The organism is Oceanobacillus phoenicis, assembly GCF_047238145.1.
Taxonomy (GTDB): Bacteria; Bacillota; Bacilli; order Bacillales; family Amphibacillaceae; genus Oceanobacillus.
The window spans coordinates 77,005-97,906 of record NZ_JBDFME010000002.1; the positions used below are offsets into that span (position 1 = coordinate 77,005).

The window sequence follows — 20,902 nt, forward strand, 5'->3', positions numbered from 1 at the left end:
ATTTTGTCTTCCCAAAAGATCACCTCTACATTAATATATGCAGAAAAGAAAAAAACAGCCAGGAAAATTTTTTCCTAGCCATTTTTTCTTAAAGTATCTTTATCATCAAGAATACGATTAACTTTTTCTAATGCTAAATTTCTTCTGCGTAGTCGTTCTTCTCGATTTTTCTTATTAATATCCTCTTGGGCCTGGAATTTAACTAGACCAGACTCTCTTTCTTTAATTTGTGGCATCATTAATTCCCTCCGCTCCAAATTTATGATTGTATATAATTAAACAAAAAGCATGAAACAATCGATAAATTTCTTCTGTATTAATTATATCATCATTTAACAAAAGATTCCATGCTCGCTCGTTATTATTAGTATTAACATGGAAATTATAGATCCAATAATTTTCACCTGTTGTTCCCATTTTCATTCGATATGATACTATATAATAACCTTGTCTAATCTTTTGATATCTTGATGCTGATTCTTTGTTTACCGATACCAGAACAGAAGAATAATTTTCATATTGTGGATCAGTAAAACTGATTTCAGCTAAACTTGCTCCAGTCGTTCCATGGTCTCCATTTGGGATTTTCACTAATTTATCTTCCTGCTCCTCATAAATGGTAAACCCTGTTAAAAATGAAAGATCTGATAAAGATAATTTATTATTAGTCAATCTATATAAGAGAACATTGATGTTGTCTAAAAAGTAAATAAGAAAACTTTGCATATCTTCTAATTGATTGAACTCTTTCTCAGTTTGGGCATTATTTCTTTCGAGTTCCTCTATTGCCCCTTTATACTTTTCTTCATTTTTCTCTATTTGTTCTCTATATATGGATACTTCCCTATCAAATGTATTAGTAAGTTGGGTTACCATTTGAGAATCTTCATCTTGTTTAGATAATATGGTATTTACATACTTTTCTAGTCCAGTGAATGAAAAATCATGATAAATGAACGCTCTGCTAAAAAGGTCAAATTCATTAGGACGTTTATCTCTGTATGCAGCAAGATGAAACATTTTTTTATTTGTTGTATCCAACATTTTTGGTAGATAAAAGATTACTGCAGTTACATAATAAGTGATAAGGAAGGTCAATATTCCCACACCTACAAACCAATAAGGCGAACTCGTCCAAAAAGTTAATAGAAATGTTGTTAACCATGGTACAGATATTAAGGATGCCATAAATTTTCCAAGTGTTTTTAGCTTTTCAACACCTTTTGTTGATATCACATCTTTTACTACGGCAATTAATAATTGAACACGCCAGTTCTGCTCCATTTTCCCTTCCGATTTCTGCTTTTGAAAAATCTCTATTATATAATCAAAATTTTTACTTAAATAATTTAATGAGTTATGATAATTCGTAGTAGTTTCAAATTCTTCCATTTACAACATCCTCCCATTTATATAACTAATATAAGTTTATCGCTTGAACGAGTGATAGCAGTGTAGAGCCACTTCTCATGTTGAGAGCTATCTAATACTTCATTTATTACTAATAATCGTTCGTAAGCAGAACCCTGAGCCTTGTGAACAGTAATACATTCCCCAAAGTCCAGTTTGTCATATTTTTTATATTCATCTGTACTCAATCTTGTATTAGCACTTTTCTTGAAATCATCTTCTAATAATAATAATCCTTCAAAACACTTTTCTTCTGACATAAAATCCGGTCTAAAATCAACGCTAATACAATCTCTCGTAATGTCCTCTTGCTTTTCTTTTATTTCCACTTTTTTAACAAAACCCGTCAATCCATTAACTAAAGAAATTCCACCTAAGGTTGTTTCCCAATTATTTTTAGTACATATTAGCTTATCACCGACCATTGGTAGAGGACTATTAAATCCTTTTAGCTGCCTTACTTTCTGGTTAATTTTCTTTCGAGTAGAATTGTAACCACAAAGAACTTGTTCAGAGCGTAAGCAAATATTGTCTAACAGTTGCGGACTAACATTATTTTTGGAAAGTACATATGCATTTTTACCATAGGCTCCCGGTTCAATTTTTTTCTTTCCCCTTGCTAGCATGGATAAATGAATTATAGGATTTCCTTTGGCTTGACGATGAATCTCCGTAAGTCTAAAATCTGGTTCATATAGTACATTAAAATTTCCACCAATGGGTGGTAGTTGGCCCTCATCTCCTATTAACAGTAAAGGAATACCAAATGATAGTAAATCATTAAATATTTCCTTACTAAGCATTGAAGCTTCATCTATAACAATTAATCTTAAATGCTCTAATTCCTTCTTTTCTCTAAGAATAAAAGCTGTATGTTCCGACTCCGCATCTAATTTATAAGCTAAACGATGAATTGTACTGCACCGATAACCGGGGTTAGCTTTTCTTAAAAGCAATGAAGCTTTTCCAGTAAAAGCAGCGAAAGCTACGTGATTATTATGCAGACCCATTTGTTGTATTAAGTGATCTACTAAGAATGTTTTTCCAGTACCTGCAAAACCTGCTAAAACAAAATGCTGACGCTCTCCTTTATTAAACCACTCTTTTATTCCTTTCACTGCATCTTCCTGTTCCTTTGTTAATATTATTGATTTCATCACATTACCTCCAATAAAAAAGCAGACTACTAGAATATCTCTAATAATCTGCTTTCTACCTCATATTTAAAATAAACTTAATTGCTCTTCTATTTCCACAGTTTCTATCTCATCCTCTAAATCAAATGTCAAAGTCTGTTCCTCAATACTTTTCTTTACAAGCATATTTGAATGATGCCTTTGGAAACAATAACAATGCAGCTCTACTTCGGGATCAATATCCTTATAATAACAGAACAGTCTTCCCATTTCGCAATAATTATAATGTGAGCATGCAACAAAACCAGATTTACTAAATCCAGTTTTTGTTAAACCCACTTTACTTTTATTATCTTCCATTATTCTCCCCCTTTGTGAATCTTTCCTGCATACTTATCGTAGTATTAGACCAATATATTCTTCTATATTATTGTTCAATCCAATTCATCAAAACACTATTTTTACATTTAGCTAATACTACTAATAAACATCCTCCTATTTTTAATTATCTCTTTTTAAATTCCCATAAAAGACCAACAAAAAAACGGCCCTTGGATAAATGGAAAGTTGACATACTAATAGAATATAGTATAGTAGTTTCCATCGATCCAAAGACCGTATTGATTAATAACTTAAAAAGTTAGCCTAACAACCTAAAAAGGATGTTTTAAAAAAGAAAATAAAAAGTTTACAAAATAATTTTACAAAAAAAACTCTTTATAGTCAATTTTCCTCTGTTGTACTTTAGGCCTTCATCATCTGATAAAACTTATCAACATAGACTGGATGATAATGTTCTCCTCTTAATAACATTAGTTCATTTAAAGCATATTCTTTTGAGTGTGCCTTCTGGTATGCTCTATTATTTGTTATGGCATCATAGCTATCAATAATACGCAAAAGGTGTGCGAAAAACGGTATTTCATCATTTCTTAAATTAAAAGGATATCCTGTACCGTTGTAGTTTTCATGATGATTTAACACTCCCAGTAGAAACTCAATCGAGTATCCTTTATTTTTTAGTAATTCATAGCTATAAAAGGTATGATTAAATATCTGCTCATATTCATTGTCATTTAACTTTTCCTTTTTAGTCAAGATATTCTTATCTATATATATTTTTCCAATATCATGATACTTTCCTAACTGATATAGTTGGGCTATCGTATCTTTTTCTAAATCTAAAAAGGTTCCAAAACGTTCCATAAGTTCGGCAACTCTGAAAGAGTGTTCATATGTATTAATATCATGTTGTTTCAACAGGGTTAATAATTCTTGTTCCTGTTTTAATGATGTACTGACTATTATAATGAATCCTCCTTCCTACTAAATACTTTTATTGATCTTTAGGCAATGTTATTAAGTAAGCTTCTTTATTCATATCGATCGTAATTTCAAGGGTACGTTCAATTCTTAATTCCTCGCCTAATGTTATAATGAATTTCCTCCATTCTAAAGGAGAGTATAAAATATCTTGTTTCTCCAGCTCCATTTTCAATCCATCAAAAGAGACACAAACTTTATTCATTTTGCTTTCATTATGAAAGTAATAGCAAAGTAATTCTATCCAGTCGTCTATTTTAGTGGCTAACAATTTTATGATTGGATTAACATCTCTCATATATAATCACCTTTTAAATTAAATTATCTCTTTTGATTGTAGATTCACTATTCTTAAAAGTAAATTAATGCCAAAAAAAGGATATAATCATTTGTCATATAATAGTTATTTTTCAACCTTACCTCCATTTTTCCATGTGTTCACAATTGTTAAATAATCTTGCTTTATAGTAGCCAACCGTTCCCTTAGTTTCACTATGTCTATTTCTTTGTTTTCAGACTCTGAACTAATGGTTGCTTCATTAACTGCATCTAAAAACAGCTGATGCTGATTATTAAGGTTTTGGACTACCAGTTGGTTCATTTCAAAAAATTCTGATGGAAAATTATATTTTTCTGCAGCATCTAAAACTTCACGAGATTGTTCGATTACATTATCTTTCAATATTTTCGCAAACTGCCCTTCTGAAGATTCTTTGGTAAACATATCATCCAATGCATGCGCAAAACTATCATGTAAACCTATAGAAGTGTCGAAGGTATTGGTCAGATGTTCCGAATAAGAATTTTTTTCTTGATCTTGTTTATCAACCAGTTCTTTAGATACTTCAATTTCCTCCCCTGTTTCCTCATCAACAACGATTACAGTTTCTTCTGCACTACTACAGGCAGTTATTAAAAAGAAAGAAAACAAAATTGATACTAATAATCTGTATTTCCAATTCATTTTTTTAAAACTCCTCTTTTGAAACAAAAAAACCCAAAGAAATATACATACAATACTTTGTATGTGTATCTCTTTGGGTTTTCCAATTCCGTATTTTAATTACTTGTATTATACATTGAAAATAGAACCTTTTCAACGTATATTTAAGTTTATAATCTAGGTTACCATTAATAAAAACAATTACAGCCCATAAGAATTATCTCATAGGCTGTCTTTCTATCCTCTTATAGTAGTTTATCATTATTTTTTTGTGTATAAGGTAAACTCACTTTTATAAATCCAATATCATTGTATAAGCTTTCCTTATGACTTAAGTTTTTAATTGGATCTGTAAAATATCTTCTTTCTGCCAAATCTAAAATAAAGTTTATTTCTGCTTCATAATATTCTATTTCAATAATAGAACTTGCATCCAATATACCCTTCTTATACTCTGCAATTTCTTCTTTTTCCTCATCAGTTAAATACAGCGATAAAGCCATAACTAATCCTCCCTAAAAGTAATCGTCTTAAAACTATTTTAGTAACCTCTCATTTATTCTTGTTAAAGCTTTTCCCTTCTCTTCAGATTGCTTCATTTCTTTAGTAAGTAAAATGCTTTCCGCACTCATACCTGCAAGAATAGAAATACCTATCACTGCTTTTAAGTCCTCTGGATTGGGTACTAAATAAGTGGTTGCGAAGATAGCTGCAACAGCACCAATTAAAATATCAGCAATAAACCCTAAATATATACCTCTTGGGCGTTTCCGCAATTTGGGGAAAACTAAAATTCTCCCATTCCTAATTAAGTGAGAAATAATTCCCGTAATCCCTCCAACCGCAGCAGATATCCATATTAAATTAAACATAACATCGTCTCCTTCCAAATTTGGGCATAAAAAAACATCCCTGGAGATGATAGATAGACATACTTATAGTACGTACGTGTTTCCATCACCCCAAAGGATGTTATTATCAAAAATAAACCAGCTTACCCTAAAAAAGGTAGCATAAAAAATATAAAACAAAATATTACACTTTAATATTAAAACCATAGTGCGATAAAATCAATTGTTAACTCAGTTCTTATCAGTTTTATTTATTAATTTTAATATTTTTTCTTCATATAATTGAATATCCTCTATATTATCAGCATCCTGTAATCTCTTCAGGTATTTCATATATAGTTCTCTTTGTTCATTAGTAAATTTTGAAATTCTCTCTGATCCACTTTCTGCTTTATCTAGTAGTAGGTGGATTTGTTCAGAATAGTATTTAATTTCCTCGCTAGAAGTAGAATCAATCAAATATTGCTTCAAATTAATGAATTCCTGCATTTCTTCCTTATTTAATTCAACCATACTAATCATCCTTCCAAGGTAATGTAATAAACAAAGAATTGTGCATTCACAAAAGGCATTTGACAACAACTAAATACTAAAAATATTATCGTACTTAATAATATCAAATATTCCTTTGTTTTCTAGTTCTTTGTTTTTTTTCTTTAAAACAGACATTTGATCTCCTAATGACCCATATGTACCATTTTATTAATAATGGAATTTTCAATAATCAGTCTGTTTTGTTTTTCAAAAACTTGCTAGGCATGAAGATACTACTAAAGGCTTCTCAATATATATATACTTTTTTCACCTTATTTTAACTAATTTATTGGATAAAACATAGTTAAACAAATTAAAATAGAAGAACGTGTTATTAAAAGGAGAAAACTTAATTCTATTATTTTAATAAGAAGCTTTTACGTTTATGTAACAAAATGCATTATCTATATGGTACACTAACTTCAGATAGATACCAAATTGTGGTATAATAGATTTATGCAAAACAGTTTTTAATAGATAACTTAGATGGCAGAGACTTTCTGAAATAAGCAATAAGGAGGTCTGCCATGATGGGGATTATAACATCGATATGCACTGTAGTAACTACAATATTAGGTGTAGTTACGTTCATTCAGGCACAAAAGAGACAAAAAAATAAAGCTACAAAGTAAGCTGCCACTTACAAAGTACCTTTATTTATAAATCTTTACTTGCACTATGTGATTAAAATATTTGTATCATCCATCAGAAAGTATTCTTCATCTAACTGTTTTGTTTGATAAAATTCTAATTGTTCCTGTTAGTTTGCAGACTAACAGGTTCTTTTTTCTGTCCGGATGGTACAATAAATAACTTCTAAATATATTATAACCTGTTTTGGTATAATATATCAACATTATGTATTCAAAATCAACATTAAACATGTTTTATGAATATAAACATATAGTGTTTTGTTATAGTCAAGAAAATGTATTAAACATAATATATGGAACGATTGGGCATTTAATAAAATGATTAATTACATTGATTTGACAAAAAACTTTATAGATTTACAGTGAATGAATAATCAGTAAGTGCTGATTTCCCTTTTGGATTCCTTTAGCCCCCCAATATAAGCTAAGGGGATCCTAATAATAAAGCAGTACTTGGGGTCCTACCAACAAAACGCGGAAAACATACGTTAATTAGACTATCATAAAGAGAGGATAGTTCGTTCAGTATATGGGCGAATACCTTCTCTTTTTCTGTAAATCAGAAATATAAACAAGACCTTACAAATTTTGTTTAAAAAGTATAATATAATTATATATTTTGGCTATTGGAGGAGGACAAATGAAGGTTTTCTTCGACTTCATCTCCTTAAAAGGGGTTACTTTATGGCTGCTATGTGGATTCCGCAACCATCCGATAAACTTTGCTAGGTTCTGTAAGATGATCTCCATATAATCCTTGTCAATTTCCTCTAAGAAACCCTTTTGACAAGTTAAGTGATTTTTTTCCAAAACCATTATTAATTATTGATGGTGACCAAGATATTGATTCGCCGTACTTTTATTCGTTAGAACTATATAAGAAGTTATTACCGAAGTATTCTGGACATCTCGATAAACTTAAACTTAGTATGCCTTTTGTTAATCATCAGTTTACTTACAGTATGAAACTTGAGGCGTGCGGCTGGTTTGAAAAACATCTTAGATAATAGTTGATCTTGGGAACAACTTGCTGGGGAACATAGGGCATACACCACAATCGGGCGCATTTCTTTAATAAGGACTTCGTATTTCATATTTGACACAAATTGCAAAGGAGGAAAGGTAATGATACAAATTATTAATTCTTTAAATAAAAATTATAAAGTTTCGATAGTATATGGAGAAAATGGAGATATTTTTGAAGGTTATGTGGATTCAATTACAGATGATTATCTAATAATTCATGAATATGTTTCCGATATTTATAGAACGTTGTATCACGATCAGATAATAGAGATACAAAAGATTTAATACGTATTTCGCTAAAATTATGTAGTAACTTATTCAAGACTCGGGTGCGTTTGTTGCACAAGAAGCAAGGGATTGATACATATTGGACATGTTTAATATGAATCAATCTCTATTTTTTATGACTTTTTGCAATTTAGGTCTTAATAACATATGCTAAGAGAAATACCGAGGTAAAAAGGCCAATTTTTCCTACGCTAAGGAATCATTGGCCTTTAGTATTATTGAAGAAGAGGGCGTAGGGAATGTAAACTCGTTACTTTTCTTACATCAAAGTTCCATACGTATCACCATTTGGATAGGGACACCTAAACTTTTTAGGAGAATATCCTTTTAAACCCGAGATTTTGAACTCCATACATTCCCAATGTACACATAGGATATAAAAAACCCTGATTTTTCTGCTTAGCGTAGAAAAATCAGGGTTTTATTTATCTTTTGATATGATCCTTAGCGTATGTTTTCCGCGTTTTGTTGGTATTACCCCATTTATAGAAATAAAAATTTTATTTTTTAAATGAAAAGGCTGTTCAATCAAAAAATGAACAGCCTTTTCTAATTATCCTTTTACTTTTAGAAGACGGAGAGCATTTAATATTACAATAACAGCAGCACCTGTATCACTTAACACAGCCATCCAAAGTGTAAGCCACCCCGGAAATATAAGAACTAATGCTATGAATTTTACAATTAATGAAAACCAGATATTTTGTTTAATAATCGCTAATGCTTTTCTACTTAGTTTAACGGTATGTGGCAATTTTTCCAGATTATCTGCCATTAAAACAATATCAGCCGTCTCCATTGCTGTATCTGTCCCTGCACCACCCATTGCAATCCCTAAGTCTGCAGTGGCCAGTGCTGGTGCATCGTTTATGCCGTCACCAACCATGGCGACTTTGTGACCCTCTTTTTGCAATTGTTTAATTACATCCACTTTATCTTCTGGCAACAGATCTGCAAAATAGCGATTGACATTCGTTTCGTTTGAAATCATCTTGGCAGTGCCCTCATTATCACCAGTTAACATAACAAGTTGATTTACACCAACTTGATTCAATCCATTTAATGCTTCTATAGTAGTTGTACGGATGGTATCAGAAACAGAGATAATCCCCATTATTTCTTGTTGTGTACCGATAATCACTACCGTTTTTCCTTGACTTTGTATTTCGTCTACTTTGTCCTTAACATTGTCCAAAGGTAAATTTATTTCTTCAAACAGTTTTAGATTACCAGCATAATAAACTTCGCCATCAATCGTTGCCTGAACACCTTTACCGACTATACTCTTAAAAAACTCTCCGTTTTTAGTCTGAACTCCCTTATCTTTCGCATATTCAACAATGGTTTTTGCTATTGGGTGTGTCGAGTAATCTTCTAATGTGAATGCTAGTGATATTAATTCGTCTTCAGAGGTAGTTAATGCTTCAATTTTAGAAACTTTTGGCTTCCCTTCTGTTAATGTTCCTGTTTTGTCAAAAGCAATGGCATCTATGGCCCCTGCTTTCTCTAGAAACGTTCCGCCCTTTATTAGGACACCATTCTTTGCTGCGTTTCCGATAGCAGAAACGATGGCAACAGGAGTGGATATAACCAATGCACATGGGCAGGCAACTACTAATAATGCAAGTCCTTTATAAACCCATTCTCCCCAAGCCCCAAAGCCGAAAAGTGGTGGTAGGATGATTACAGCTATTGCTAAACCGAAAACAATAGGTGTATAGATACTGGCAAACTTATCGATAAATGCTTGGGTAGGAGCCTTTTGTTCTTGTGCTTCTTCAACCAAATGAATGATTTTTGATATGGTTGTATCTTCGACTAATTTGGTGACTTTGATTTCAATAGAACCACTTTCATTAATGGTACCTGCATATACAGTATCCCCGATTAATTTATCGACTGGAATTGACTCTCCAGTTATAGGTGCCTGATTCACACTAGTTTCACCTTGAATGATTTCACCGTCTAATGGGATTCTGTCACCGGGTTTAATAACAACAATCTGACCAACTGAAATTTCCTCTACTTGCTTTTTAACTAATTCCGATCCAACTTTAATCCATGCCTCTGATGGTGCCAAATCCATAAGATTGCGGATAGATTTTCTAGTTTGCTCAATTGATCTATTTTGAAGTGCATTTCCTAATGCAAATAACCATACTACGGTTGCACCTTCAAACCATTCTCCAATTAATGCAGCCCCTATTGCTGCTGCTGACATTAATACATTCATATCAAGCGAACGACTTTTTATAGCATAATAGGCGCTTTTTACTGGTTTATAGCCACTTATTACGATAGCAACAGCATATAAAATGGTGATCATTAATGGAGATACACCATTGTAAGATCCAATAAAACCAAGCGCAATTAAAATACCAGATAAGGTAATTAAGCCATTCCCCTTTTTGTTTTTTGGGGTTTCTGAAGAATTATTGCTATTTATAACAGGTGAAGCTTTGTAACCAATTTTAGATACTTCTGAAACAATATCATCGACACTATTTTCATGCTCCACTTTCATTTTCCCGGTTGAAAAATTAACACTAACACTATTAACTGTCGGGATTGTACTTAAATGATTTTCAATACTTTTAGCACAACTACCGCAGTCCATTCCTTCAACATCATAAGTTCGTACATTATTGTTTCGTACCAGTGGTTCAACAGTATATCCGAGTTTTTGAACTTCACTTTCTACATTTTCAAGAGATAGAGCGTTGTTTCCAAGGACCTGTAATTTCGCAGTATTGTAATTTACCTTTGCTTCCTGAATGTTATTTATCCCATTCAAGCCTTTTTCTATTGTTAATGCACAAGAAGGACAATCCATTCCATGTATTCGGTATTCAATCTTTTCGCCTTTAACAGATCTTGTATTAATACTAGGTATTTCTATCACTTTATTACTACAACAACTCGAGGTATCGTCTTCTTTGCCACCACAACAAGAGTTAACTTCTATTTCATTTGGCGATTCTTGACTGCAATAACCGTCGTTGGTTTTACCATTAATATTTTTAGAATGACTACTACAACAAGATTCATTTGTAGTAATAGTAACTGGTATTCCTTGAAATGAATTTTGACCGCCGCAACAACTGTCCCCTTCTTTCCCAGATGTGTCCGCCTTTTCAGACCGACTACTGCAACATCCTTTATTATCTTCAATAGTTTCCCCTTTTGAACTACAGCATTTGTCTGTCACTCATTCCACCCCCATTAATCTATATGATTTTCGCAACAAGCAATATCGTTTTGAACATCTTCAAGCACCACATCAAACATGGTTAATAAATCTCGTACTAGTTGATTACGTACACGGTAATATACATATTTACCGTTTTGTCTCCCTACAATAAGCCCGCATCCTTTTAAGCACGCTAAATGCTGTGATATGTTCGATTGATTACCATTTAGATCATCTACAATTTGAGAAACTGTTTTTTCTTCTGTTTTTATACTTTCGAGTATTTGAATTCTCGTTTTATTTGAAAATCCGTGCAAAAACTTCATCTTTGTATCAATATCTATTTTATGCATTCGTTATCCTCTCCTTATATTAGACATGACTAATATATTTTGTTATTATCATATTAGCAATTACTAATATAAGTGTCAAACCATGAATACATAGTTTATGGAAAGGGTCAAATCATTAATGTAAGAAAGTTGTCAAAGTTTACATCTTTTATGAATGGTACTCTATAAGAGGAGGAATTCACGATGAACTTAGAACAAATAAAAAATAAAAAGAAGAATAAAAAAAGAAATCGCTTTATCTTAAGAACGTCTATTCTTGTAGTGCTATTTGCTGCATTAGCCTTTGCTTTGGTTTCGAATTTACAAGCAGACAATTCGGTATATCAAGTTGGGGATCAGGCGCCCGACTTTAAATTGCAGCAAATTAACAAAAATAATGAATTAGAAACTATTCAGCTTAGTGATTTTAAAGGGAAGGGAGTCATGCTAAACTTTTGGGGGACTTGGTGTAAACCCTGTGAAAAAGAGATGCCTTACATGCAAGCCTTATATCCTAAGTATAAAGAAAAAGGAATTGAAATTATTGCAGTCAGTTTGGACAATACAGAGTTAGTTGTTGGTGGTTTTATTGATAAGTATGATTTAACCTTTCCTGTTCCTCATGATAAAACAGGAGAAGTTAGAGATTTGTATAACATAGGACCCATTCCTAGTACCATCTTTATTAATCCTGATGGAAAGATAGAAAGAACCGTGATTGGGGCACTTACATTAGAGAGCTTGGAAGGGTATCTGCAAGAAATCTTGCCAGAGCAATAAGTAAGTAATGATTTTATGGAAGAGGAGGTTATGGTTTGAATGAAATAAATATCTTTTTAGCCTTTGGTGCCGGTTTTCTATCCTTTATTTCGCCTTGCTGTTTACCACTATATCCAGCGTTTTTATCTTATATAACTGGAATGAGTGTAAGTGAGATAAAAGAGGAAAACAACAAGAAAATGAATAAAAAGGCGCTTTTACATACTATTTTCTTCTTAATTGGATTTTCAAGTATCTTTATTATGATAGGTTTCACCACATCATTTATATCGGAATTTTTATTAACCTATCAAGATGTCATCAGACAAGTTGGTGCGATTTTAATTATTTTCTTTGGACTAGTCATTGTAGGAGTGCTTAATTTTAAGTTCCTTATGAAGGATAAAAAGATTACATTTAAAAATCGTCCAGGAGGATTTTTTGGTTCGTTTATTATAGGGATGGCATTTTCTTTAGGATGGACACCTTGCACTGGTCCTATATTGGCAATTGTGTTATCGCTAGCTGCAACTAATCCTGATATTGGACTTGTTATGATGATAAGTTATATATTAGGATTCTCTATTCCGTTTCTTGTATTGTCGTTCTTTATAGGCAGATTACAATGGATTAAAAAACATAGTATGCGGATAATTAAAGTTGGCGGGTACATTATGGTTTTCATGGGAATTGCATTGTTCTTTGATTGGATGACGAAACTAACCTCCTTCTTAGCTGGATGGTTTGGTTTTTATGGATTTTAAAGAATTTCTGCATTTTTAGTATATAGAAACTAATAGTTATTTAGATAAGGAGATATTATAATGAAAAGAAAAAATTCACCAATGAAATTTATAGTAATTATCACATTAGTAGTTGTTGCACTAATAGTTGCACTGGTTGTTATCAACAACAATAATTCAGAATCAAGCGAAGGAACAACATTGGACAAACAACCACCAATTGATGGACAACCCACTTTAGGGGACTCCAACGCTCCAGTAACTGTTGTAGAATTTGGTGATTTTAAATGTCCTTCATGTAAAGCATGGGGGGAAAATATTTACCCACAATTAGTAAACGATTATGTTGATACTGGTAAAGTTAAATTCTCATTTATAAACGTTTTATTTCACGGGGAAGAGTCGAAATTAGCGTCATTAGCAGCAGAATCGGTTTATAAACAAAATCCTGAAGCTTACTGGGAATTTCATAAAACGCTCTTTAAGGCACAACCAAGTGCCAATCATGACAGCAGTTGGGTCACCACTGAAAAGATACTTGAAGTAGCAAGCAGTGTGTCAGGTATTGATACAGATCAATTAAAATCAGATATTGAAAGCAACTCTGGAATGAACGAAGTAAATAAAGATACCGAATTGGTAACAGAATTCAACGTACAACTCACACCAACTATTATGGTAAATGAAACAATGATAGAGGATCCTTTTGATTATGAAGCAATAAAAAATGCAATCGAAAGTGCACTTGAGGAAAATTAGGATATGAAGAATGTAGATATTCGACAGTTTTCACTTTATGTGGCTTGGTTAGTTTCGGTGGTTGCAACACTTGGGAGCCTTTACTTTAGTGAAATAAGAGGTTTTGTTCCATGTGAACTTTGTTGGTATCAGCGTATTCTGATGTATCCTTTATCATTGATACTTGGAATAGCAACATTTCAAAATGATCGTTCTGTAAAAAAATATGTACTACCAATGGCGATCATTGGCTGGTCTATTTCATTTTTTCATTATTTAGAGCAAAAGGTTCCGGGTTTTGCAGAAATCAAACCTTGTGCCAATGGTGTTCCATGCAGTGCTGAATATATTAATTGGCTAGGATTTATTACCATACCATTTTTAGCATTGGTTGCCTTCACCTTAATTGCATTATTAATGCTACTTATAAGGAGGCCAAAAAATAATTAATAAAAGAGGTGTAATTCGGCAAAATCGAATTACACCTTATTTTTTTGTCTACTCATGGCATTGGTAATAAGAGCATTAAATATCTATAACAAAATATAACTTCCACCGACTTCCTCTCAATGGAGGCTGTTAAATGTTGTACTTAGTGATTTTAATAATCATGCATACGGGGCGATTAATGCAACTTGCTACAAATAGAAAAGAAAACAAGGATAATTTCATTCACAATTACTTCACATCGTATTTGCTAAATTGTCACAAGCTATTTAATACATTACCATTACTTTCATATACAATAAGGGTAAGGTATATACAACATGAATATAGTGTAAACTATTCATTTACTGTACGCTTGTATGCTCAGTAATTCACTTGTTTAACAAAGGAGGATATATATAAATGCTATTTGAAGATCCAGTAGTTGCCAGCAGGTTTTTAACGTTACTCACTCTTTCCTTTCACATTATTTACGCAACCATTGGAGTAGGCGTTCCACTCATGATTATGATCGCGCAATGGGTTGGAATCAAAAAAAAAGACGAACATTACATTTTATTGGCTAGACGATGGGCAAAGGGATTTGTTGTAACAGTTGCAGTTGGGGTTGTAACAGGTACTGCAATTGGACTACAGCTTTCACTGCTTTGGCCGAACTTTATGGAATTAGCAGGACAAATTATTGCACTTCCATTATTCATGGAAGTATTTGCATTCTTCTTTGAAGCCATATTTTTAGGTATTTATGTATACACATGGGACCGATTTGAAGATCAGCGAAAACACTTTTTACTATTAATTCCTGTTGCACTTGGTGCGGGTATGTCAGCCTTTTTCATTACCGTAGTAAATTCGTTTATGAATGCACCACAAGGTTTTGATATTGTTAATGGACAACTTATTAATGCAAATCCAATTGCTGCAATGTTTACTCCAGCAATGCCTACAAAAGTATCGCATGTCCTTGCAACTGCTTATATGACAGTCGCATTTATGCTTGCAGCTATTGCAGCTTACAAGCTATTAAAGGGTTCAAATCATGTATATCATAAAAAAGCCCTTTATTTGACAATGAAAGTTGGATTAATTTTCTCCATTGCAGCAGCAATTATCGGTGATTTCTCTGGGAAATACCTAGCAGAATATCAACCCGAAAAACTAGCTGCAGCAGAATGGCACTTTGAAACTGAAGAAGGAGCACCACTTTTGATGTACGGTATGCTAGATGAAAACAATGAAGTTAAAGGTGCGATAAAAATACCATTTGCTTTAAGCATATTGGCGCATGGTAACCCAACTTCAGAAGTAATTGGTTTAAATGAATTTCCTGAGGAAGAAACTCCTCCTCTTGTAGTCCATTATTTCTTTGATTTAATGGTTACAATCGGTGTCTTTATGATAGGAATATCACTTATTTATTGGTTAGGAATCAAGCGAGGCTGGGCTTTTGTAAAAGCAAAATGGTACCGTTGGCTTATTGTTCTTGGAGGCCCATTGTCCTTTCTAGCTATCGAGTCAGGCTGGTGGATGGCAGAGGTTGGCCGGCAGCCGTGGATCCTTCGTGGTATCATGACTGTTGAGGAAGCAGCAACATCCAGTGACTACGTAGGATTAATGTCTATTCTATTTATCCTTTTATATATAATATTAGGAATTGGGACGGTTGTTGTACTTCGCAAGATGTTTAAAGACAATCCAGTGGAGAAAGAGCTTGAAACTTCACAAGGTGGTGATAACGCATGACACTGGAAATTCTAGGTATCACGGTGCTATGGACATTCTTGTTTGGTTACATTATTGTCGGATCGATTGATTATGGTGCTGGATTCTTTAATGCATACAGTATCATCACACGTAAACAACATATATTATCTAATATTATTCAACGTTACTTGTCTCCTGTTTGGGAAGTTACCAATGTATTTTTTGTATTTTTTTTCGTAGGGATTGTAGGATTCTTTCCTGAAACAGCCTACTATTTTGGAACCATTTTTCTCATACCTGGCAGTATTGCGTTAATCTTACTTGCAATACGCGGTTCATATTATGCATTTGAAACATATGGAAATAGAGGACATAAGGGCTATGCATTTATGTATGGATTATCAGGCTTACTTATACCAGCGTCACTTTCGATAGTGCTTACGATATCTGAAGGTGGATTTGTATATATGGAGGACGGGAATCCTGTTCTTGATTACTCGGCATTGTTCACAAGTCCTTTATCATGGTCGATTGTCATCTTAAGTATTGTTTCAGTTCTTTATATTTCTGCAGTATTTCTTACTTGGTATGCAAACAAAACAGGTGATCAAAAGGCTACCAATCTAATGCGAAGATATGCATTGATTTGGGCATTGCCTTTAATCATTACCTCTGGCGGGATTGTTTATGAATTGAGTTTTCACAATCCTGCACATTATGAACGAATTATAGATTTATGGTGGATGTTTGGATTATCCTTTTTATTATGGCTTGCAACAGTTTTTCTCATTTGGAAACGAAAAAATTACGGGACTGCTGTTTGGCTATTATTCGGTCAATTTGCCCTAGCTTTTTATGGTTTCGGAATTTCCCATTATCCATACTTGCTATACCCATATTTAACGATTCACGAAGGGTTTACAAATCAGGCAATGGCAATATCACTTGTTTTCGTTTTTATTCTTGGTTTTGCATTGCTAATTCCTTCTCTATATCTATTATTTAAACTGTTCCTATTTGATAAGGATTATTTAGAAGGAAGAAAAAAGAAGGAGTGAGGTATATGTTAAATGATTTTCTAATTTTTGTCGCTCCATTTATCATGATCATCGTAGCACTATTGCTTTCTTTCTGGGCAGCGCTTAAGGATGATCCCGTGCCAAAAAAGGAAAATAATTAAACTTAAAAGAGCTTTTCCTCATAAGTTATGGAAAAGCTCTTTATATTCAAAGTTAATTATGCATTTAAAAACACACTCTGCTCAATTTGTTTCATTTCATAAAAGTATCCCTTTTTCCCCATCAGTTCTTCAAATGTTCCTGCTTCAGCAATTTTCCCAGAGTCCATTACTATTATCTGATCCATCCTCTCTAATCCTGTTAAGCGATGGCTGATAAGAACAACTGTATCCTCTTTTGCTTCCTCAAATAGATAGTTATAAATATCTGCCTCAGTTAATGCGTCAATGGATGAGGTCGGCTCATCCAAAAGCCATATTGGGGCATTTTTTAGCATTGCTCTTGCAATTGCCAGTCGCTGCTTCTCCCCTCCTGAAAGGTTCTCCCCCTTTTCAAGCACTAGGTCGTTTAAAGAAAAATAACCCAGTTTAACTTTTTCTAGCATGTTTTCCATTTCTCCGTCGGTCAATCCGTTTTTGGCAATCAATAGATTATCACGGATTGTTCCATAAAAGAAGTGATTCTTTTGCAATACTACGTTCGTATTTTCCCAAATGCTTTCTTGTGATAAAAGATTAATTGATTTATTATTTAAGCAAATTTCCCCTTGATTTATTGGATAAATTTGTAATAGTAATTGCATTAACGTTGTCTTTCCAGATCCACTAGGACCAACAATTGCTGTTTTTGAACCAGATGGTAAGGTTAAGGATATATCAGATAATGTATTCCTTGCTTCATCAGGAAACGCAAATGATACCCCATTCACCCCAACAGCTGGAGATTTTATTATGGACAGTTTTTCTTCACTGTTTTTTGACATTTTTTGTTCAGGTTCCATGCCAACCACATTATTCAGTCTTGTTGCTGCTTGCCTGCTATCCTCCAAGTAACTTGGAAATACTGACATCGAAGTTGTGTTTTCAAATACAGTCAATGAAATCATCAAAAGCATCGTAAGGAAAATCCCATCTAACTGTTCCGTAGATACTAAATAAGCTCCAATACCTAAAACAACAAACGATACAAATAAGGATAAAAAAGTATTGGATGATTCGCTGAACAAGTTATACACATTTTCACGTTCTTGCTTCTTTAAATATACATTAGCGGAATTACGCAACCTACTTTCTTTCCCTTCTAGTTTCTGGTATATTTTCAAATCACGAAATCCATATAGAAATTCTGTTACTTCAGTAGACAGTTCTCCACGACTTTCCCTTACCTTTCGCTCTACTTTCCTTTGTCTTAACGCAAAGATTGCTGGGACGATAAATGTTGTCAAAATCAAACCAATGAGCAATATTAATGCAACTTCTACTGAGTAGAAAGCCGTAAAGAAAACCGTACATAAAAAGACTAACATTAAGACAATTGGCGGGTAAAACACACGTAAAAAGAAATTCTGTAGTGTTTCTACATCACCAACAATCCTTGAAAGAAGATCCCCACTTCTATATTTATGAAAAATAGCCGGTGCTAATGGTTCTAATTTTTCGTAAAATGACACACGTAAATTACTTAACATAGTAAATGTCCCACGATGCGAGAAGTAACGTTCCCCGTAACGACTTAATGCTGAAATAATTCCCAGCATTTTAACCGACGCAGTAAGAATCATCAGCGTATAAATAGGAGGTGCTAGAGCAGACTTTGAAATTAAATAGCCACTTAATGCAAATAAACCAACAGCTGTTATCCCGGCAATAAATCCACAAAGAACAGAGAAAATAATATCCCTTTTCTTTACAAACATTACTTTGATAATCGTTATTAAATCTTTCATTCTAACGCCCCCCCCTGCTGCACAGATACCATATCACGATACGCTTCAGTTGATTTCAGCAATTCATTATGTGTGCCAGAGGCTATAATTTCTCCATTATCCATGAAGAGAATCTGATCAGCATTTTTAATCGTATGAAGTCGATGTGCAACCGTAATGACTGTGGAATTCTTTGATAGTTCTTTCATTGAAGACTGCAAAATACGCTCTGTCTGCAAATCTAAACCAGTTGTCGGCTCATCAAAAAGAATAATGGACGGGCTTTTTAAAAAGGTTCTAGCAATGGCGATTCGCTGTTTTTCTCCACCAGATAGCCCCCGTCCAGCCTCCCCGATTGGTGTATCAAATCCGTCATTAAGCGACTTGACTAACTTAGAAATGCCAGCTTTTTGGGCTGCACCTACTATGTCTTCCTTAGAAGCATTAGTGTTACCACCAATTGCAATATTCTCAGCAATTGATCCTGAAAAGAGATAGGGACTTTGTGAAATATAACTTAATCCACCAAACCAATCTTTTTCACTGTAAATCTTCCTTGGCTTTCCATTGACAAGTATTTCTCCTTTGGAAAGTGAAACAAGCCCAGCAATAACATGTAATAACGTTGTTTTTCCGGATCCAGTTCTACCAACAATCGCAATTTGTTCGAAAGGGTCAATGGATACATGAATGTTTTTTAAGGCAAATGCATCACTTTCACCATAGTTAAATTCAGCTTCACGTATTTCAATGGAAGGTGGGGTGGTACTACGTAAGCCTTTTTTCCCCCATTCAACAGGTTTTACTGAATTAGCTAATTCATTCTCTAGCTTTTTAGCTGCACCCATGCTTCCTCTTCCTGTATGGAAAGCACTGCCTAACTCCTTCAACTTTGTATAAAACTCCGGAGCCAAAACTAGCATAAGAAATCCTGTATAAAATGAAAGATCTTGAAAAATGACCATACGAATAGCAACTTCTAAAGCAACTAGTCCAATACTTAGCATCGAAATAAATTCTAATGCCAAAGAATTTTGGAAAGCAATTTTTAATACATCCATCGTTGCCTCCCTAAACCTTAGACTACTTTTTCGAATGATTTCTTTTTGCACTGCCGATTGACCAAATAATTTAAGGGTTGTAAGCCCTTGTAAAGTATCAAGGAATTTCCCTGAAAAAGCTGCCATTTTATCTAATTGTTCTTCAGATTTATCTTTCGTTTTAAACCCAATCACCATCATGAAAATAGGAATAAATGGTGCAGTAATTAAAATGATAACCCCTGTAGCAACATGCTCTGTGAAAATAACAATAAGAATCATTAGTGGTATAATACTTGCTTGAAACACCTGTGGAATATAACTGCTAAAATAACTGTCAACTTCATCCACTACATCCATCATCACACTAACTTTTTGTCCAGACTGTCCTTGAATTGATGACTGCAGTGGATTAGTAGAGAATTTATGTAACAATAAATTTCGAAGCTCACTTTTCACTTTGGAAGCCATCCTAATTCCAGTTCTTCCACTAAGGTAATTAAATAGAGTTCTTGCAAAAAGAACTGCCAATAGTCCTATTAATAAAGGAATAATCTCCGAGAAGGTATCATCTTTTATAAAAATACGATCTACTATTGTGACAAATAGAAAACTCTGTCCAATAATTGATGTACCTGATAATAATGCAAAAATACCCAAGGAAGTTAACTTTCCTTTCTGTTTTTTTGCCATATCTTGAAGCCCATTCATAGTTTTTTACCTCCTGAACTAGTGAACCTTTTCACATAATTATACATAACTAGCATAATGCTAGTAAAATAATAGGGAGGCAGTTAACATAAATGTCATTAATTTATTGTTCTAATAAACAGTTTAATAAA

At 33.4% G+C, this 20,902-nt stretch carries 22 protein-coding genes; 8 read left to right on the forward strand and 14 right to left on the reverse strand.

Going from position 1 to position 20,902, the window contains the following annotated elements; translation table 11 throughout:
- Positions 1-74 precede the first annotated feature (74 nt).
- The 10 genes from ABC346_RS20190 to ABC346_RS20235 all read right to left on the reverse strand — a co-directional run bounded on the left by ABC346_RS20190 (position 75) and on the right by ABC346_RS20235 (position 6,176).
- On the reverse strand, positions 75-239 hold the full coding sequence (locus ABC346_RS20190; protein WP_317958607.1) for a hypothetical protein: 165 nt from the start codon (positions 237-239) through the stop codon (positions 75-77).
- Positions 223-1,392, reverse strand: a complete 1,170-nt coding sequence (locus ABC346_RS20195; protein ID WP_317958606.1) for a hypothetical protein — start codon at positions 1,390-1,392, stop codon at positions 223-225. Before ABC346_RS20195 ends, ABC346_RS20190 begins: the two co-directional genes overlap by 17 nt.
- Positions 1,393-1,409: 17 nt before the next feature.
- On the reverse strand, positions 1,410-2,567 hold the full coding sequence (locus tag ABC346_RS20200) for an ATP-dependent DNA helicase (protein WP_317958605.1): 1,158 nt from the start codon (positions 2,565-2,567) through the stop codon (positions 1,410-1,412).
- A gap of 66 nt (positions 2,568-2,633) precedes the next feature.
- Positions 2,634-2,906: a hypothetical protein gene (locus ABC346_RS20205; protein ID WP_317958604.1), complete on the reverse strand. Its 273-nt coding sequence runs from the start codon at positions 2,904-2,906 to the stop codon at positions 2,634-2,636.
- Between the two features lie 384 nt (positions 2,907-3,290).
- Positions 3,291-3,806: an HD-GYP domain-containing protein gene (locus ABC346_RS20210; RefSeq protein WP_317958603.1), complete on the reverse strand. Its 516-nt coding sequence runs from the start codon at positions 3,804-3,806 to the stop codon at positions 3,291-3,293.
- A 76-nt stretch (positions 3,807-3,882) separates the two neighbouring features.
- Positions 3,883-4,167 carry a hypothetical protein gene (locus tag ABC346_RS20215; RefSeq protein ID WP_317958602.1) on the reverse strand — a complete coding sequence of 95 codons (285 nt, stop codon included), beginning with the start codon at positions 4,165-4,167 and terminating at the stop codon, positions 3,883-3,885.
- Positions 4,168-4,272: 105 nt separating this feature from the next.
- Complete coding sequence (locus ABC346_RS20220; RefSeq protein ID WP_317958601.1) at positions 4,273-4,833, reverse strand: hypothetical protein; 561 nt, start codon at positions 4,831-4,833, stop codon at positions 4,273-4,275.
- A gap of 224 nt (positions 4,834-5,057) precedes the next feature.
- Positions 5,058-5,315 carry a hypothetical protein gene (locus ABC346_RS20225; protein ID WP_317958600.1) on the reverse strand — a complete coding sequence of 86 codons (258 nt, stop codon included), beginning with the start codon at positions 5,313-5,315 and terminating at the stop codon, positions 5,058-5,060.
- Positions 5,316-5,348: 33 nt separating this feature from the next.
- Positions 5,349-5,684 carry a DUF4257 domain-containing protein gene (locus ABC346_RS20230; RefSeq protein WP_317958599.1) on the reverse strand — a complete coding sequence of 112 codons (336 nt, stop codon included), beginning with the start codon at positions 5,682-5,684 and terminating at the stop codon, positions 5,349-5,351.
- Between the two features lie 210 nt (positions 5,685-5,894).
- Positions 5,895-6,176, reverse strand: coding sequence for a hypothetical protein (locus tag ABC346_RS20235; protein ID WP_317958598.1), 282 nt, complete (start codon positions 6,174-6,176; stop codon positions 5,895-5,897).
- 1,799 nt (positions 6,177-7,975) lie between these two features.
- Between ABC346_RS20235 and ABC346_RS20240 the strand changes: the two genes are divergently transcribed.
- Positions 7,976-8,161 carry a hypothetical protein gene (locus ABC346_RS20240; protein ID WP_105101340.1) on the forward strand — a complete coding sequence of 62 codons (186 nt, stop codon included), beginning with the start codon at positions 7,976-7,978 and terminating at the stop codon, positions 8,159-8,161.
- A 556-nt stretch (positions 8,162-8,717) separates the two neighbouring features.
- On the opposite strand, the gene ABC346_RS20245 is transcribed toward ABC346_RS20240, so the two are convergent.
- Both ABC346_RS20245 and ABC346_RS20250 read right to left on the reverse strand, forming a co-directional pair.
- Complete coding sequence (locus ABC346_RS20245) at positions 8,718-11,336, reverse strand: heavy metal translocating P-type ATPase (protein WP_397351703.1); 2,619 nt, start codon at positions 11,334-11,336, stop codon at positions 8,718-8,720.
- Between the two features lie 50 nt (positions 11,337-11,386).
- On the reverse strand, positions 11,387-11,707 hold the full coding sequence (locus ABC346_RS20250) for an ArsR/SmtB family transcription factor (RefSeq protein ID WP_317958596.1): 321 nt from the start codon (positions 11,705-11,707) through the stop codon (positions 11,387-11,389).
- A 183-nt stretch (positions 11,708-11,890) separates the two neighbouring features.
- Here ABC346_RS20250 and resA point away from each other — a divergent pair, with 183 nt between their 5' ends.
- From resA to cydS, 7 genes are all read left to right on the forward strand, one after another.
- Complete coding sequence (resA, locus tag ABC346_RS20255; protein ID WP_317958595.1) at positions 11,891-12,466, forward strand: thiol-disulfide oxidoreductase ResA; 576 nt, start codon at positions 11,891-11,893, stop codon at positions 12,464-12,466.
- Between the two features lie 35 nt (positions 12,467-12,501).
- On the forward strand, positions 12,502-13,209 hold the full coding sequence (locus ABC346_RS20260; RefSeq protein WP_317958594.1) for a cytochrome c biogenesis CcdA family protein: 708 nt from the start codon (positions 12,502-12,504) through the stop codon (positions 13,207-13,209).
- A 57-nt stretch (positions 13,210-13,266) separates the two neighbouring features.
- Complete coding sequence (locus ABC346_RS20265) at positions 13,267-13,947, forward strand: DsbA family protein (protein WP_317958702.1); 681 nt, start codon at positions 13,267-13,269, stop codon at positions 13,945-13,947.
- A 3-nt stretch (positions 13,948-13,950) separates the two neighbouring features.
- Complete coding sequence (locus ABC346_RS20270) at positions 13,951-14,376, forward strand: disulfide oxidoreductase (protein WP_317958593.1); 426 nt, start codon at positions 13,951-13,953, stop codon at positions 14,374-14,376.
- A 399-nt stretch (positions 14,377-14,775) separates the two neighbouring features.
- On the forward strand, positions 14,776-16,116 hold the full coding sequence (locus ABC346_RS20275; RefSeq protein ID WP_317958592.1) for a cytochrome ubiquinol oxidase subunit I: 1,341 nt from the start codon (positions 14,776-14,778) through the stop codon (positions 16,114-16,116).
- Complete coding sequence (locus tag ABC346_RS20280) at positions 16,113-17,135, forward strand: cytochrome d ubiquinol oxidase subunit II (protein WP_317958591.1); 1,023 nt, start codon at positions 16,113-16,115, stop codon at positions 17,133-17,135. Before ABC346_RS20275 ends, ABC346_RS20280 begins: the two co-directional genes overlap by 4 nt.
- Before the next feature lie 5 nt (positions 17,136-17,140).
- Positions 17,141-17,257, forward strand: coding sequence for a cytochrome bd oxidase small subunit CydS family protein (gene cydS, locus ABC346_RS20285; RefSeq protein ID WP_397351699.1), 117 nt, complete (start codon positions 17,141-17,143; stop codon positions 17,255-17,257).
- 56 nt (positions 17,258-17,313) lie between these two features.
- Here the strand turns inward: cydS and cydC are convergent, their stop codons facing one another.
- Positions 17,314-19,041 carry a thiol reductant ABC exporter subunit CydC gene (cydC, locus tag ABC346_RS20290; protein WP_317958590.1) on the reverse strand — a complete coding sequence of 576 codons (1,728 nt, stop codon included), beginning with the start codon at positions 19,039-19,041 and terminating at the stop codon, positions 17,314-17,316.
- On the reverse strand, positions 19,038-20,771 hold the full coding sequence (cydD, locus tag ABC346_RS20295) for a thiol reductant ABC exporter subunit CydD (RefSeq protein WP_317958589.1): 1,734 nt from the start codon (positions 20,769-20,771) through the stop codon (positions 19,038-19,040). Before cydD ends, cydC begins: the two co-directional genes overlap by 4 nt.
- Between the last annotated feature and the right edge of the window lie 131 nt (positions 20,772-20,902).

Coding starts and splice junctions, on each gene's coding strand:
- ABC346_RS20190 (WP_317958607.1), bottom strand. CDS start 239: ATGATGCCACAAATTAAAGAAAGAGAGTCTGGTCTAGTTAAATTCCAG.
- ABC346_RS20195 (WP_317958606.1), bottom strand. CDS start 1,392: ATGGAAGAATTTGAAACTACTACGAATTATCATAACTCATTAAATTAT.
- ABC346_RS20200 (WP_317958605.1), bottom strand. CDS start 2,567: ATGAAATCAATAATATTAACAAAGGAACAGGAAGATGCAGTGAAAGGA.
- ABC346_RS20205 (WP_317958604.1), bottom strand. CDS start 2,906: ATGGAAGATAATAAAAGTAAAGTGGGTTTAACAAAAACTGGATTTAGT.
- ABC346_RS20215 (WP_317958602.1), bottom strand. CDS start 4,167: ATGAGAGATGTTAATCCAATCATAAAATTGTTAGCCACTAAAATAGAC.
- ABC346_RS20220 (WP_317958601.1), bottom strand. CDS start 4,833: ATGAATTGGAAATACAGATTATTAGTATCAATTTTGTTTTCTTTCTTT.
- ABC346_RS20225 (WP_317958600.1), bottom strand. CDS start 5,315: ATGGCTTTATCGCTGTATTTAACTGATGAGGAAAAAGAAGAAATTGCA.
- ABC346_RS20230 (WP_317958599.1), bottom strand. CDS start 5,684: ATGTTTAATTTAATATGGATATCTGCTGCGGTTGGAGGGATTACGGGA.
- ABC346_RS20235 (WP_317958598.1), bottom strand. CDS start 6,176: ATGGTTGAATTAAATAAGGAAGAAATGCAGGAATTCATTAATTTGAAG.
- ABC346_RS20240 (WP_105101340.1), top strand. CDS start 7,976: ATGATACAAATTATTAATTCTTTAAATAAAAATTATAAAGTTTCGATA.
- ABC346_RS20250 (WP_317958596.1), bottom strand. CDS start 11,707: ATGCATAAAATAGATATTGATACAAAGATGAAGTTTTTGCACGGATTT.
- resA (WP_317958595.1), top strand. CDS start 11,891: ATGAACTTAGAACAAATAAAAAATAAAAAGAAGAATAAAAAAAGAAAT.
- ABC346_RS20270 (WP_317958593.1), top strand. CDS start 13,951: ATGAAGAATGTAGATATTCGACAGTTTTCACTTTATGTGGCTTGGTTA.
- ABC346_RS20275 (WP_317958592.1), top strand. CDS start 14,776: ATGCTATTTGAAGATCCAGTAGTTGCCAGCAGGTTTTTAACGTTACTC.
- ABC346_RS20280 (WP_317958591.1), top strand. CDS start 16,113: ATGACACTGGAAATTCTAGGTATCACGGTGCTATGGACATTCTTGTTT.
- cydS (WP_397351699.1), top strand. CDS start 17,141: ATGTTAAATGATTTTCTAATTTTTGTCGCTCCATTTATCATGATCATC.
- cydC (WP_317958590.1), bottom strand. CDS start 19,041: ATGAAAGATTTAATAACGATTATCAAAGTAATGTTTGTAAAGAAAAGG.
- cydD (WP_317958589.1), bottom strand. CDS start 20,771: ATGAATGGGCTTCAAGATATGGCAAAAAAACAGAAAGGAAAGTTAACT.